Source organism: Atlantibacter subterraneus, assembly GCF_007570865.1.
Classification (GTDB): Bacteria; Pseudomonadota; Gammaproteobacteria; order Enterobacterales; family Enterobacteriaceae; genus Atlantibacter; species Atlantibacter subterraneus.
In genome coordinates this window covers 271,951-286,390 of the sequence record NZ_VLPS01000001.1, presented here as the reverse complement: position 1 = coordinate 286,390, position 14,440 = coordinate 271,951, and the positions used below count along the sequence as shown (strand labels likewise).

11 protein-coding genes are annotated in these 14,440 nt (G+C 43.8%); all 11 read right to left on the bottom strand.

Features of this window, described 5'->3' with window-relative positions:
* Positions 1–32: 32 nt before the first annotated feature.
* Positions 33–803, bottom strand: a complete 771-nt coding sequence (locus FND52_RS01340) for a WcbI family polysaccharide biosynthesis putative acetyltransferase (protein ID WP_144129076.1) — start codon at positions 801–803, stop codon at positions 33–35.
* The gene (locus FND52_RS01335; protein WP_144129075.1) at positions 800–2,179 is read right to left on the bottom strand and encodes a glycosyltransferase family protein; all 1,380 of its coding nucleotides are present in this window, start codon (positions 2,177–2,179) and stop codon (positions 800–802) included. The genes FND52_RS01340 and FND52_RS01335 overlap by 4 nt, the downstream gene beginning before the upstream one ends.
* Before the next feature lie 26 nt (positions 2,180–2,205).
* On the bottom strand, positions 2,206–4,104 hold the full coding sequence (locus FND52_RS01330) for a class I SAM-dependent methyltransferase (RefSeq protein WP_167509314.1): 1,899 nt from the start codon (positions 4,102–4,104) through the stop codon (positions 2,206–2,208).
* Position 4,105: 1 nt separating this feature from the next.
* A complete protein-coding gene (locus tag FND52_RS01325; RefSeq protein ID WP_144129073.1) occupies positions 4,106–5,383 on the bottom strand; it encodes an ABC transporter ATP-binding protein in 1,278 nt (425 codons plus the stop codon).
* Entirely contained in the window at positions 5,383–6,177 is a 795-nt protein-coding gene (locus FND52_RS01320) for an ABC transporter permease (RefSeq protein ID WP_144129072.1), read from the bottom strand. Before FND52_RS01320 ends, FND52_RS01325 begins: the two co-directional genes overlap by 1 nt.
* A gap of 3 nt (positions 6,178–6,180) precedes the next feature.
* Positions 6,181–7,557: a phosphomannomutase CpsG gene (gene cpsG / locus FND52_RS01315; protein ID WP_125292404.1), complete on the bottom strand. Its 1,377-nt coding sequence runs from the start codon at positions 7,555–7,557 to the stop codon at positions 6,181–6,183.
* An 18-nt stretch (positions 7,558–7,575) separates the two neighbouring features.
* Complete coding sequence (locus FND52_RS01310; protein ID WP_144129071.1) at positions 7,576–8,991, bottom strand: mannose-1-phosphate guanylyltransferase/mannose-6-phosphate isomerase; 1,416 nt, start codon at positions 8,989–8,991, stop codon at positions 7,576–7,578.
* A gap of 434 nt (positions 8,992–9,425) precedes the next feature.
* The gene (gene galF / locus FND52_RS01305) at positions 9,426–10,316 is read right to left on the bottom strand and encodes a UTP--glucose-1-phosphate uridylyltransferase GalF (protein ID WP_125292406.1); all 891 of its coding nucleotides are present in this window, start codon (positions 10,314–10,316) and stop codon (positions 9,426–9,428) included.
* Between the two features lie 180 nt (positions 10,317–10,496).
* Positions 10,497–11,903: a colanic acid biosynthesis protein WcaM gene (wcaM, locus tag FND52_RS01300; RefSeq protein WP_144129070.1), complete on the bottom strand. Its 1,407-nt coding sequence runs from the start codon at positions 11,901–11,903 to the stop codon at positions 10,497–10,499.
* Positions 11,904–11,909: 6 nt separating this feature from the next.
* Positions 11,910–13,136: a colanic acid biosynthesis glycosyltransferase WcaL gene (wcaL, locus tag FND52_RS01295; protein ID WP_144129069.1), complete on the bottom strand. Its 1,227-nt coding sequence runs from the start codon at positions 13,134–13,136 to the stop codon at positions 11,910–11,912.
* The gene (gene wcaK / locus FND52_RS01290; RefSeq protein WP_144129068.1) at positions 13,133–14,413 is read right to left on the bottom strand and encodes a colanic acid biosynthesis pyruvyl transferase WcaK; all 1,281 of its coding nucleotides are present in this window, start codon (positions 14,411–14,413) and stop codon (positions 13,133–13,135) included. The genes wcaL and wcaK overlap by 4 nt, the downstream gene beginning before the upstream one ends.
* Between the last annotated feature and the right edge of the window lie 27 nt (positions 14,414–14,440).

Below are 14,440 nucleotides of genomic sequence, written 5' to 3'. Positions count from 1 at the left end.
GTCTTTACCATTATGTTTACTGATGGAAGGGGTTAATTAAAATAATTATTCAGATAATTGTATACGGTTCTGGGTTTCTTATCGCTATAGTAACAAACCCTGTCGACATAATTAAGACCTAAAGCCGAAGAAACACGTGTACTAAGCGGTGATTTTTCTACATCCAAAACGCGATCGAGCTCTTTGTACATCGCATTAGGTAACTCCTGCCAACCTAAACATTTAAAAATTTGATTGACGTAAAAAAGAGCTAAATGGCCTCGAGGATGGTTGATGGTATAAAAAAGCGGGTGATGCCTGTAGTGATTACGTATATAGTCCGCAATACCTTTGACATCTGTTGTCGATTCTTTGCTCTCAAGGATGCTTAATGATTTTTCGGCATTTTCTCTAATGGCGTCTTCAGATACATCATCCCAAACATTGGCAATATCTTCTGGTGCCTCAGAATATTTATCCAGCCAAATATTGCAGTATGCACTTTTAGTAGGTTTTAAAATCTCACCGCCTACTGCCCAAGGGAAAAGACCTGTCCAGGTAATATATGGAACAGTAACGAGTTGCACATCTGGGCGAAGCCTTGTCTGAATAATATGCTCCGGCATTAAAAATTCTGGATAGTCACCGATTAACTGTTGATAAATGAAAATGTCGATATCATCGTATTCCTTTGACAAAGGCTCGTTACTGGCAATCTGCCGCCAGTTCTCCATAAAAACAACCTTATAGTCAGGATATGTTAATTCGATTGCTTTTTTTACCAGGAAACCTTGGCAAGTAAGATAGATACCTACTTTTTTCATTTTTCAATCCCGTGAGGGATGCAGCCATTGACAAAGTTAATAAAATCTTTTACGCCATGCGTATTAAGATAATTATCAATATCAGCAGTGCGCCCACCAATGTGAAGCAACTCATCGTTAATGACTGAAGCTAATTCATCTGCAGTAAGAGAGTCTTCTACCATACGAACTGCTTCACCGTAATCTACGAAAGATCCAATCTTGGTAACAATAACATTTTTCTTTAATGTTAAAAGTTGTGGTACTACGCCAGAGCTTTCCCCAAGACTTTTTTTACGAAGTTGGAGTGCTAAATCAATGCTTCCCATCAGACGAAAAAGTTCCTCCTCGTCTGGCGAATCATGAATCTCAATAAAGTCAGGTACCGTAGTATAAGTATTTTTAAAGAAATCCTCTGCAAGATATCCTGCAATGATTAACTTTATTTTTATGCCCTTATCGACTAATTTCTGCACTGCTTTAATGATTTTCGGCGTATCTTTACCTGCGTTAGGAAGGCCAAATGAACCAATGCGAATGTAATCTTCGTCAAGATTCTCACTACGTTCAAGTTTAATAGTTGGAACAGGCAAAAAAGTTTCTTTGATAACGATCGGGGTCACAGATCCTAGATCGGTTTCTGCTAACTGACGTGCCGCTGAAGAGTTAACCCACATTTCGTCAACCAACCCGCGATCAACAAAAGGTTTTAATGCGTAAATCCCATTATTCATTAAATGATGAATATCAAAGACATTTTTATCATTTAAAAGTTCTGGATCTTTGTGCGCATAAGCATCCCTAAGAACTTGCACATAGCTCAAGTTCAACTCTATACATACAAGGAACAAGAGGTTAAATAAACAAAGATCATGTAGATATAATGCACGTGGTGCTGAGGATTTTTTTGTAGTTAATAACGACACAGCCATTTTAAGGTTGTGATCAGAATTCCCTAATACAAAAACCTCTAAGGAATAATCAACCATTTTGGCTGCGTTGACATAAGTGTCAACAGCAAAAAATTGTGATGGATTATCCTGACTTAATGCTTTTTTGTGCTCAAGCATCGTATCAATATTAGGATAATCACCATAAAAATGTGTTTCTATATTATTATTCACAAACGAGATTAATGTATAATCTGCAATTCCTGTTTGTGCTGGAGGCATTGGTGAAATAACAGCAATCCGTTGCGTCTTTTTATCAACCGCATTAAAAATATTATGATAACTCACCAGTTCCATAATATTCATGGCATTGCTGTGGACCAGAGGCTCTTGAGTGTTATGAACAGCCGTAGTCTGATGTGCATAAATGGCACGTATCACACTTGCTGCTTTTGGAAAGAAATAACGCAGCACCTTAAAGCCGAACATCTCAATTCTTCTAAACAAAACCCGACTCCTTTATACGGTAATTTTTATTTTGGTAATAATTTGTCAATTATTCTTTGTAATAAAGATGGTCTTTTCGTATTAATAATTTCAATCTGTTTTGTTAACTGGTTGCACTGCTGTTCCAGCATCACTATTTTTTCCGTAAGCTCTTTTCGGTTATTTTCTGAACTAATATTATAAGCATCAGAAAAAGAACTAAACTTATCGTCGAAATTATTTAATTTATCATCGATAGTGGCAACCGAGAAACCATTCCCCTCATTTAGTTGATCAATCCTTTTATCAAGATAACCCACTGCATCATGATATTCTTTATACATTTCATTGATTTTATCTTCGATCGAAGATAAATTTTTTGAATTATCTGCTTCAAATTCTTTGACTTTAGCATCAAGTGAATAAATAAAATTAGTGGTTTTTTCAAGCTGCCCTGATAATTGGTAATGGTAATCAAAGAAATTTTTTTGAAACAGGGAATTTATAAATTTTTCTTCGCGAGGATTGAAAACTAAAAAGGTTTCAACCAACTTCATCCAGTATTTGATATTGACTGGATGTATATCAATATTGCTCGATTCACTCAACTGTTCGGCTTTATTCCATAAATCAAGAAATAATTTGAAGTTCCAGTCTGAATGCGGAGTACTCCAAATTAAAGAAATCCATACTTTAACTTGCGACTCATCATACCAGGTGTCTAGTAAGAATGGATAACGAACCGCAGTAATTTCATCGGAGTGAGCTTTAATGACATCCTGAACAAGAATTATAAAATCAACAAAAACGTTAAAAGGCCAACTCGTGGTACGAATGTCAGTTGTTATAGATCCAATATCAATGAAATTCAGTTGCGTATCTTTAGCAAGGAAAATATTCCAAATGCGAAGGTCAGTATGATAGAGGCCGTTTTTCTCTAATTCGGTCACATTAGTTAGTAAATTAGAAATTATATCCTTATGAGAAAAATCTCCGCCTGCTGCTATTCTGCTGGAAAGAAGTTCACCCTCGACTTTTTCTAGAACTACAACGCCTTGCCATGTGTTTTGAGTACAACTCACAATGGCTGGGATAAAACTAGGGAAAGTGTGCCCAGATTTAAAATAGCTATATTCTTTTTGAAACTCTTGTAAATTATTTTGTTTTTGGCCGTTATTAAAATAATAACATTTTATGACGTTGCTCTCTGAAAAGAAATAACGTCTGCTATTCAAATGGTATCCATGAGAATATTCATGCGGTTCATCTTTCCATGAACTAAACTCACCGATATTAACTCCATCGCACCAGAGGTAATTGCTTGAAAAAATTAAGGGACGCGCAACATCTGATAAATGTGTCGCAAACATCTGAAGCGTGTATTGATAGGCAACATTATCAAGATTTGAATAAACATTATCAGGTAATGATTCTGCCCAATATAACGGTTCTTCTTTTAAAGCAAGTTCAGTGAGCAATACCTTAGAATTTTGAGCTATTTTATTGATTATTCTTTTTGTTTCATCATAGCCTATTGCATGGCAGACATGATGAAAAACATTTAAACCCAATACTAAATCATAAGAATCTGGTTCAAGGGTACTAACAAATGAAGCGATATCATTTTCATAAAATTTGACATGCTCAAAATGATGAAACTCAGCTAACCCCGTACACAATTCAACGTTTTTATCTAAGTAATCGATCCCTACTATTGATTCACTTATCCCTGCCAGATTCAGACTAAAGAAACCCTGGGCACAGCCCAGGTCAAGCACCCGAATCGGGCGCTGTAAATGCTTTACCAGCAGATTAGCAATATTCATAACTATAGCTAATCTATCACTGGATTCTCTTTCGGCCTCAGAGGTAAAATCCTCGAACCCGAAAATAGGTTGGTATCGCTCGGGAAGAGCTTCAACCAGTCTGTTTATTTTATCACTCACGTTATTGTTCCCAATCGAATTCAGCATTTAAATTACTCAATCCTATGCTCGCCTGCTCATTAACGACTTGAATCATGATTGAATCATAGCGGCGATCTAAAGGTTTGTCTTCACCATCAATTGAAAACTCGGAAACACCAAGAGAAATAAGATAATTTCCTCTATTGAGATCAAGCGGACATCTGAATGAACACTTAATTACTTGACCACTTTTATACGTCGCAGTTGTTACGTCTTTATCAGAACTGATTTCAGAGTTGGTACCATACATGATAACCCCATCATGGGTTTTAATCATGATACCAAATACTGGATGTGTTATATCGCGTTCGAATAATACGTTAAAAACAAAATCGACTTTTGACCCGGTAGTAATAGAGGTTGGGTACATTTTTTCGTTAGCGACTATAGCAAAATCAATAATCTTCGCACCGCCAGCACCCCAGCGATACTCGATTTTTTGATACAGCGGACGCGTATGATAAAGATCTTCAGTTGAAAGTTGTACTTCCAGCTTATTGCTATCATCCGACTTTTTAACTTTCTTACTCTTGCCAAATATTTGATCGCGAAATCTATTAACAACGTCGCGCGGCTCACCGATCATATCGATGGTGCCATGACGTAATAAAATGGCTTTTTGGCAATGTTTAACAATGTCATCAAGCGCATGAGTCACAAATAACAGCGTCATGCCTTCACGACGATAGCGGTTAATACGTTGGAAACATTTTGCCTGGAACGCCATATCGCCCACGGATAATGCTTCATCAACAATAAGCACATCAGGTCGAACAGCTGTCGCCACACTAAAAGCGAGACGTACCTGCATCCCACTGGAATAGATACGCAACGGTTGATCAATAGCTTCGCCAATTTCTGCAAAGGCTTCTATCTCTGGCATCAAAACGTGGATCTGTTCAATGCTGAGCCCCTGTAACTGACATGCCATAAATACGTTCTGTCGCCCAGTAAAATCAGGATGGAATCCCATGCCTAATTCCAGCATAGCTGCAACTCGCCCGTTTATGGTTACTGAGCCGGTGGTCGGTTGTGAAGTACCCGTAATGAGTTTAAGCAGCGTACTTTTACCCGCGCCGTTGACGCCAATTATGCCAACGGTCTCGCCTTTACCTACAGTAAAGGAAATATCTTTTAACACCCACTTGAGATTATGATGCGCTCTTTTTACAGGTGATATCCACTCTAACAACCGTCCAAAACGGTTAAAATAAATCTTATATGCTTTTCCAACTTTATTTACAGATATGCTGTCCATTACAGTTCGTCCACCATATCAGCTGAAAATTTTCTAAACATATACATTCCTAATGTACAAAGAACAACGGCTGTAACCGCTACTGGAAGAACGAGTTCCCAATCAGGCCATTTTTGGTAAACCATTATATTCTGGTAAGAGACGACCAACTTTGATAATGGGTTCATCATGATAATATTTTTAGCCCATTCTGGCACTATATTCACAGTGTAAACAATTGGCGTAAACCAAAACCAGAACTGTATCAGGATGGCAATAAATTGACCGATATCCCTGAAGAATACGTTCATTACGCCTAACACCATGCCAAGACCAACGGTGAAAGCAATCTGGATAATGAGTAACGGTATAATAGCGACAATCACTTCATAAGGAAATTGCCCGGTAATAATCAGGAAAATCGAAAATATTGTAAAGATAATGAGGAAGTTTAAAATTGCTGAGACAACAACAATGACCGGCAAACATATTCTGGGGAAATTTAGCTTTTTTAGCATATTTGCATTTTCAAGGAAAACGCTAACGCTTCGTCCCAGAATCTCAGCAAATAATCCCCAGGTTAACACCCCTGAGCACAGGTAAATACTATAAGCAAAAGCACCGGTAACATTCGGCAACTTTGCCTGCATGATCTCAGAAAAGATCAGGGTATAAACAAGAATCAACGATAAAGGTTGTAATATTAACCATGCTGCTCCCAGCATACTGGTTTTATAACGTACCTGAAATTCACGTTTGACACTACCGAGGATAAAACCCCGGTAACGGTATATTGACAATAAAAGATCTTTCATTTATTACTTTCCAAGCATCAATGTCAAAATTTCAGATGTTTTATCGTTCATCAACTTGGTATTATTTCTTGATTCAACGTTGAGACGTACTACGGGTTCAGTATTTGAACTACGTAAGTTGAAGCGCCAGTTATCGAACTCAATGCTCACACCATCTGTTAAATCAACATGAGTTGATTCTGGCTCATAGACTGCGCGAATTTTTTCAATTGCTGCTTTTGCGTCATCCAGTTTGTTATTAATCTCCCCGGAAGCAGGAAATGCAGCCATTCGGTCTGCAACTAAAGCTTTCAGGCTGGTATTTTTTACACAGAGCAGTTCAGCGACCAATAACCATGGGATCATCCCACTATCGCAATAAGCAAAATCTCGGAAATAATGGTGAGCACTCATTTCACCACCATAAATCGCATCTTCTTTGCGCATGCGCTCTTTGATAAAAGCGTGACCAGTTTTGGACATTACCGGAACACCACCTGCTTTTGTAACAATATCCATAGTGTTCCAGGTCAGGCGAGGGTCGTGGATAATCTTGGCACCAGGCTCTTTTTGTAGGAACGCCTCCGCCAGTAAGCCAACAATATAATATCCTTCAATGAACTGAGCTTCGCCATCAAACAGGAAACAACGGTCAAAATCTCCATCAAACGCAATGCCCATGTCAGCGTGATGTTCACGCACAGCATCTGCGGTGTCCTGACGGCATTCTGGTAATAATGGGTTAGGAATACCATTAGGGAAATTACCGTCAGGCTGATGATGTACTTTGATAAACGTTACCGGCACATTTGCTTTCTGAAAGCGCTTTTCAATTGCATCAATTACATGACCTGCCGCCCCATTGCCGGAGTTAATAACCAACTTCATCGGTCGGTTAAAATTATCCAGATTGATATAGCCCATTAAATGATCAACATAGGCATCCAGAACGGTAATTTGCTTATAGCTGCCACGCTGGCTTTCGTCTACTTTTGCAAAATTATTTTCTTCAGCAAGGCGTTGAACATCGCGCAGGCCAGTATCACCACTGATAGGTTTTGCATTTTCCCGAACAAGTTTCATGCCATTATAATTCATAGGATTATGGCTGGCTGTAACCTCAATACCCCCATCGACACCCAGATGGAAAGTCGCGAAATAAATTTCTTCGGTTCCACTTAAACCGATATCAAGCACATCTGTCCCGGCATCTCTAAGGCCATTTGCCAGCGCTAATTTCAGCGCTTCGCTTGTCAGACGAACATCACCGCCGACGACAATAGTTTTAGGTTTTAAAAATTCGCCATATGCGCGACCAATACGATATGCAATATCTTCATTTAGCTCTGTGCCCAATTCGCCACGAATATCATATGCTTTAAAGCAAGTTAATGATGACATCTTAATTAATCCTTAAAATTAGCAACGACCGTATTGGTCAATAATACGAATAATGTCGTCATCGCCCAAATAGGAGCCTGACTGAATTTCTAATAATTCGAGTGGGATTTTTCCTGGATTTTCAAGGCGATGCTGCGACCCAATTGGAATAAACGTGGACTGATTTTCAGTCAACAGGAACGATTTATCCTGAATTGTGACTTTACCGGTGCCAGAAAGCATAACCCAATGTTCTGTACGATGATGATGCATTTGCATTGAAAAAGCGGCACCGGGTTTAACAGTAATTCGGTTAACATTAAAACGCTCAGACTGGACAACTACATCACAGCGGCCCCACGGTCGGTATATTTCCCGGTGGCGTTTATATTCACTACGATTTTGTGCTTTAAGATGTTCAACGACTTTTTTAACATCCTGAACCTGGTCTTTATTTACAACCAGAACTGCATCTTTGGTATTAATGATAACGAGATTATCTACGCCTATTGCAGCAACGAGTTTTTCGTCTGTGTTGATATAACAATTGTTAGTATTATGAGTAAAAGTATCTCCAGTAAGAACATTACCGCATTCGTTCTTATTACTCACTTCCCACAAAGCAGACCATGAACCTACGTCGCTCCAGTCAGCATCAAGGCTAACAACCACGGCATCTGACGTTTTTTCCATAACGGCATAGTCAATAGACTCATCCGGACATGCAACGAAGAGCTCTTTATCGACATTAATGAAATCATCACCATCTTTTGCGTTCAAGATAGCTGATTTACATGCATCCAAAATATCTGGGCGGAATTTTTCCAGTTCTGAAAGATATTTTTTCGCCCGGAACATAAACATCCCGCTATTCCAGTAATATTCTCCTGATGAGATATACTCTTCAGCAGTTTCACGATTGGGTTTCTCAACAAAACGGTTAACTTTAAAAGGCGAATCTGACTCTGGGGTCACCTGCTCACCTCTATGAATATACCCATACCCCGTTTCAGGGCCGGTCGGAACGATTCCAAAAGTGACCAGACTTCCTTTTTTAGCATATTCAAATGCAGCCTGTACCGCCTCATGGAATGCAGCTTTATTATTAATAATATGATCAGCAGCTAAAACTAACAAAATTGGATCATCGCCATTTTCGATAGCACTGAGTGCGGCAAGCGCGATTGCTGGCGCAGTATTGCGGCCTACAGGTTCAAGGATAATATTATGAGAAAGCTTATCAATTTGTCTCAGTTGTTCCGCGACCAGAAAACGATGCTCTTCATTGCAAATTACTACTGGCTCTCTTGCGTTAACACCGTCCAGTCGGACCACTGTTTCCTGAAGCATCGAACGTTGTCCATACAAACGCAGAAACTGTTTAGGATACAGTTCACGTGACATTGGCCATAAACGACTACCGGTTCCACCAGCCATAATCACAGGAAGTAGCATTTTGCAATCCTTAATATTAGTGAATTTGTCAATAACGAGGTATAAATGAATCAATTAGGTACGCTACCGCCCCTGGCTTTCGCAACCAGAGCGCGTACGGCTTCGTTGTTTGTTAGTACTCTTGGTAAAAGTTACTGGCGAATCCTCCTGGCCCGTACGCAACCCGGTCAGGAAAATGAGAGTCAGGAATTTTTTACGAAGTGCACTGCACCTGCTGAAAAGTGACAGCGATAGGATAGAACATTTTTTTGCGGAGACAGGACTGATTTCATTTAAGGACCATAAATACTTCTGATATCGGCGCTGATTCAAATTTTAACTTAGCGGTTGATTGCTCGATAATTAAGCCAAACGTATATGCAAAGCGTCTAAATTATGAACGGTCGCATTCTGTGTTGATTTGCAACCGTTCATTTTTAAACGAAAAGCACTGATTATGACAGCATCTTCTTAATGCTTTCCCTAAATTTTTGACCTTCTTTCAGGTTACGTAAACCATAGTTGACAAAGGCCTGCATGTATCCCATTTTTTTGCCGCAGTCGTAGCTTTCGCCAGTCATCAACATCGCTTCAACCGGTTGATTTTTATTCATAGCGGCAATGGCATCCGTTAACTGAACGCGTCCCCAGGCTCCCGGTTCGGTACGTTCCAGTTCAGACCAGATATCCGCAGAAAGCACATACCGCCCAACTGCCATAACATCAGAAGCCAGCGTCTGAGGCTGATCGGGTTTTTCGATAAAATCGACGATACGCGCCACTTTACCTTCGGTATCCAGCGGCTCCTGCGTCGTTATAACGGAATACTCAGAGAGATCCCCCTCCATACGCTTTGCAAGTACCTGACTGCGACCGGTTTCCTGGAAACGCGCCACCATTGCAGCAAGGTTGTAACGCAGCGGATCGGCGGATGCGTCATCCAGCACAATATCCGGCAACACGACGACAAATGGATTGTTGCCGACGACAGGCTGAGCGCAGAGGATAGAGTGGCCCAGGCCCAGCGGCTGCGCCTGGCGGACGTTCATGATGGTTACGCCCGGTGGACAGATTGACTTCACTTCTGCCAGCAGCTGGCGCTTAACGCGTTGCTCAAGCAGAGCTTCCAGCTCGTAGGAAGTATCGAAGTGGTTTTCAACCGCATTTTTCGAAGAGTGAGTGACAAGCACGATCTCTTTGATGCCAGCGGCTACGATTTCGTCGACGATGTACTGAATCATTGGCTTATCGACGATAGGAAGCATCTCTTTCGGAATCGCTTTAGTGGCAGGCAACATATGCATGCCCAGACCGGCAACCGGAATTACTGCTTTCAAATTAATCATTATCAATCCCACCTCAAAATGGTCGATGAATTATAGTCTTTTCGCGCCCCAACGCCAGCACGTTTTGTTAAGCGAAACGAATGCCCAATTCTACCTCTCCGCTTAGCGGCTTGAAATGTATAAAAAACGTAAAAAACGCAGCGGAGGCCAGGATTATTCGCAAAGTGGCGCATTAAAACATCACGTAGATTTTTTTGGTAACCGGAAATTGAGCGCCGAAGCACTGATATATTTTTGGTCGATTCGGTCGATATCGACTGATGGCTGTCCATTTTTGTTCACTGCGTTAATATTACGCAACGAAAGCAACGTCTCATCCCGCGCCATAAATCGCCCGCGAATGTCCTTTCGCAAGTCAAAGTGTAGTTTAAGCGCAGGCCCCTTACTGGCGTCTTGCATCACATTGATATTACGAAGGAAAAGATGCTGCGGCTTGTTATGGATTTCCAGCGAAGCGGCTTTCAGGTCAAGGTTGGTTAGCGAAACGAATGACGTTGCGTTACCGGATGAAATCTGTATGCCGCGCAGTTTTTTCTCGCTTCGCTGATTGTCCAACAATACATTATTTAGTCGGAAATTCTGCGGAATCGACAAATATTTCCCCTTCACCACCCCATAGCCTATTAACATACCCGCGCTGTTGACCATTTTAATATTTTCGATGGAAAAATTGTCGCACCCATATATGGCGACAGTCGCATTGTCAATTCCCGCTTTTTTACTGTAGTCCGGGGTAATATTTTGAGCAGTAATATTACGAATGACAAAATGTTTACCATTTTCAACATGAACTAATTGCCGGCAGTTTTTGCCGGTTATATTGGCAACCACAAAATGCTTCACCGCCTGGCTTTCCGGGTAGTCGTTGTCGTAAGTACTGCCCGCCAGTCCGATACCAATCCCCCAGTTAGTTTTACCATTGGTGCAATTGATGTCCTCAACGATGTGATCGGATATCAGTAAGTCGCGATCGTTGATAGCAACGTTCCACTCTATAGCGTCGCCCTGTAAACGGCTGAAATAACCGTTGGTAATGCGTACACCTTCGATCTTATTGTGAAAGCCCTGACGCAGGATCCCGTAGTTGGCATTCTGCACGGTCAGATGGTCAATCGTCAGATTACGCATGGTTTTCGGGGCGCGTCTACCAATAAAAACCAGCGCGACCGGCCCGAAGCCGCTCATCTTTAGCTGAGTTATTCGGCAATCAGAACCGCGGATATCGAGGATTACATCATGAATCTCTGCCCTCCCCTCGCCCGTGACCTGGCAGTTATCGGCTAAGACAAAGCGCCCGTTGCCATTGCCTTCAATACGTCCCTTTACCCGTAACGTCTTACCTGCAGGTATAAAAATCGCGCTGTTGACGTCGTTACAGACTACATTCTCAGGCACCTCGACAGTCTGCGCCGCATCAAAGGCGCGCCTGAACGCATCCGGCCAGTCAGTACGATAAAAGCGTTCGACATTGACGGTGCCAGAGCTTTCCAGCGCACGAGCGACAGGGCTATGGAGAAGGGGAAGAAGCGCCACTGAGCCAGTGGCTTTAAGCAGCGTACGTCGCGTCCAGGTCTTTTGGTTACCCATAAATCCTCAACGTAATGAAAGGGTTTGCAATAAATTCGCCAGATGATGATGAATAAGCTGCTGATTAAATACGGTTTCTACCTTTTGCCGTGCGCGCTGGCGCAGCGGTTCGAGCTGCGCTTCACTGAGACTGGCGACATGCTCAAGCCTGTCTGCCAGCGCCTGAGCATCGTTTTCCGGTACCAGCCAGCCGGATTGTTCGCTGTCTATCAGTTCCGGAATGCCGCTGTGCAGGGTCGAGATAACGGGTATCCCTACCGCCATCGCCTCCATTAACGCCACCGGGATCCCTTCCATATCGCCATCAGCGCCGGTTACCGAGGGCAACAGAAACAGATCGGCGTCATTCAGCATCGTCCTGACCTCATGGCTGGGTTTAAACCCCGGCATGACAATCTCGTTTTCTAACTGATACTGCTCAATGAGGGTCCGCAGCCTGCGCTCCCAGGGGCCCATCCCCAGGATGTGATAGCGAAACGGTACGCCGCGCGCTTTCAGCTGACGGCAGGCTTCAATCGCCACATGCAGCCCTTTCTTTTCCGTTAACCGCGCGACAGAAACAATCTGCAGCGGTGAGCCCGGCGTTTTAGCAGCACGCAGCGTGAAGTTATCCATATCCACGCCCATCCGCGACACGGCGAGCTTTTCCTGCGGGCAGCCCATCGCTGCCAGCCTTTGCGCCCAGAGTTCGCTTATGGGCAGCATCATATCGCCGCGTTTAAATAATTTTTGATACTCCGGGGTGTAATGCTCCAGCACCTGGCGATGCGAAACGTCGATCCCGTGGAAAACAGTAGCGATTTTGCCCTCCAGCAGCCCCAGTTCGCGCAGCTTAGCGGCGGTGACGCCTGCCGGGCCAAAATGGGCGATAAACACATCCGCCTGATGGCGTCGCGCGCCAGCGCAAATTGCCGACAGGATCAGATTGCGGGCCTCATCGCCATAACGCGCCATATTCATGGCCCGCCATACCGATGGACGATGCAATCCTTTGGCCGTCCGGAAAGCGCGATACTTCAGCTTATTGACCTTGCCTTCCGGTTCATCCAGTAGCCAGGTGGTTTTGTTGGCCAGTTGATACTGCTCAAACGCCGCGTGGGTGTGTTGCAAATCCCCTTTATGGATTGCGACGATTTCTACCTCATAGCCCATCCTGATAAAACCGACGATCTGGTTAAGGACAAAGGTTTCCGACGCCACCGGAAATTTCAGTAAAAAGAAGCCGACCTTCATGCTTTCTCCTCAATACGCGCCAGCACCGATTGCACCATGCTGATCCCCCTGGCGCGTTCAGCGGCCACCGCGTTGTTAAGCCGTTCATTGATGGTCGGTAACTGGCCTACCGTATCGGCCACCAGCCCTTCCAGCGAACCATCCAGCAGCTGTCGGATATCCACTGCCATTTCCGGCATGCCCAGCTGCTGCATAATGCCTGCCGATTTGTGCTCGTAGTTGACGGCGATGGCCGGCGTGCCGAAATTCATGGAAATAATCGCCGAGTGCAGGCGAGTACCGACGGTCAGCTCGCAGGCCGCAAGCAACTTGCCCATTTCAAGGTCGTTCAGTTCATCCATCACCACGTGATAGCGCGAAGCGTCTTTGATCAGCGCGCGCAATTTCAGCGCCACCATTCGGTCGTCTTTGTTGTAGCTATCGATACCGGTGCAGGTTGACAGCGCCAGCACCTGATACCCGGCGTCAATCAGCCGATTCACCACGCCGGCAAACGCCTGTTCATAAGCCTGTTGCGTGGTGCCAAGCCGCTTATCAAAGGGCGCTAAGTCGCGCAGGGTGATGGCAACGGTTTTTTGCTGCGCCACCACGCCAAGCCAGTGCTTAACCGCATAGCTGGCGACAAAATCCTCTTCATGTGGCGCGACCAGCCAGGCGGTATCCACACCCTGCTCGACCTTTTGGCTGTCGATCTGGCTTTGGGTCATCAGCTCCAGCGACACCTTTTCACGCAGGATCAGGGCGTCGCACTGCCCAAACACATAGTTAGCGAGCTGATTAAACTGCGGATCGTGAAACGGCCCCACGCTGTGGCCAACGATAAACAGCGGCTTATTGGCCATAAAGCTACACAGCGCGTGTTCAAACTGCGGCGTTCCGTACAAATCGACAAAGAACGATCCGCCAACCTGAATAATCGCGTCGTACTGCGCCAGCTGCTTCACAAAATTCAAAAACCCCTGCGGAATGGCGATATTGCGCAGTTGCCCATCCCCGGAGGCTTTGGACAGTAAGACCTGATGCTGATAACGACGACGCAGCACCTTTTTCACTTTCCCCATCAATCCGGTCGCTCTGTTATGGCGTTTCATCTGCTGATGCAGCGGATCGCTTAGCACCGGGCGATCCAGCAGCCAGGCGGAACTCACCGGATAGCGGCTCATGACGTCGACATCCGCGTCCGGCGCGAGCCGGGTAATGGCATCCACGAGGCCGCGCAGGATTGCGCTGTCGCCCCGGTTTCCACAAGTATGATTGCCAAGAATTAATAATTTCATAAAGACCTCTTAATGGGGTTGTATGCA

Coding starts and splice junctions, on each gene's coding strand:
- FND52_RS01340 (WP_144129076.1), bottom strand. CDS start 803: ATGAAAAAAGTAGGTATCTATCTTACTTGCCAAGGTTTCCTGGTAAAA.
- FND52_RS01325 (WP_144129073.1), bottom strand. CDS start 5,383: ATGGACAGCATATCTGTAAATAAAGTTGGAAAAGCATATAAGATTTAT.
- FND52_RS01320 (WP_144129072.1), bottom strand. CDS start 6,177: ATGAAAGATCTTTTATTGTCAATATACCGTTACCGGGGTTTTATCCTC.
- cpsG (WP_125292404.1), bottom strand. CDS start 7,557: ATGTCATCATTAACTTGCTTTAAAGCATATGATATTCGTGGCGAATTG.
- FND52_RS01310 (WP_144129071.1), bottom strand. CDS start 8,991: ATGCTACTTCCTGTGATTATGGCTGGTGGAACCGGTAGTCGTTTATGG.
- galF (WP_125292406.1), bottom strand. CDS start 10,316: ATGATTAATTTGAAAGCAGTAATTCCGGTTGCCGGTCTGGGCATGCAT.
- wcaM (WP_144129070.1), bottom strand. CDS start 11,903: ATGGGTAACCAAAAGACCTGGACGCGACGTACGCTGCTTAAAGCCACT.
- wcaL (WP_144129069.1), bottom strand. CDS start 13,136: ATGAAGGTCGGCTTCTTTTTACTGAAATTTCCGGTGGCGTCGGAAACC.
- wcaK (WP_144129068.1), bottom strand. CDS start 14,413: ATGAAATTATTAATTCTTGGCAATCATACTTGTGGAAACCGGGGCGAC.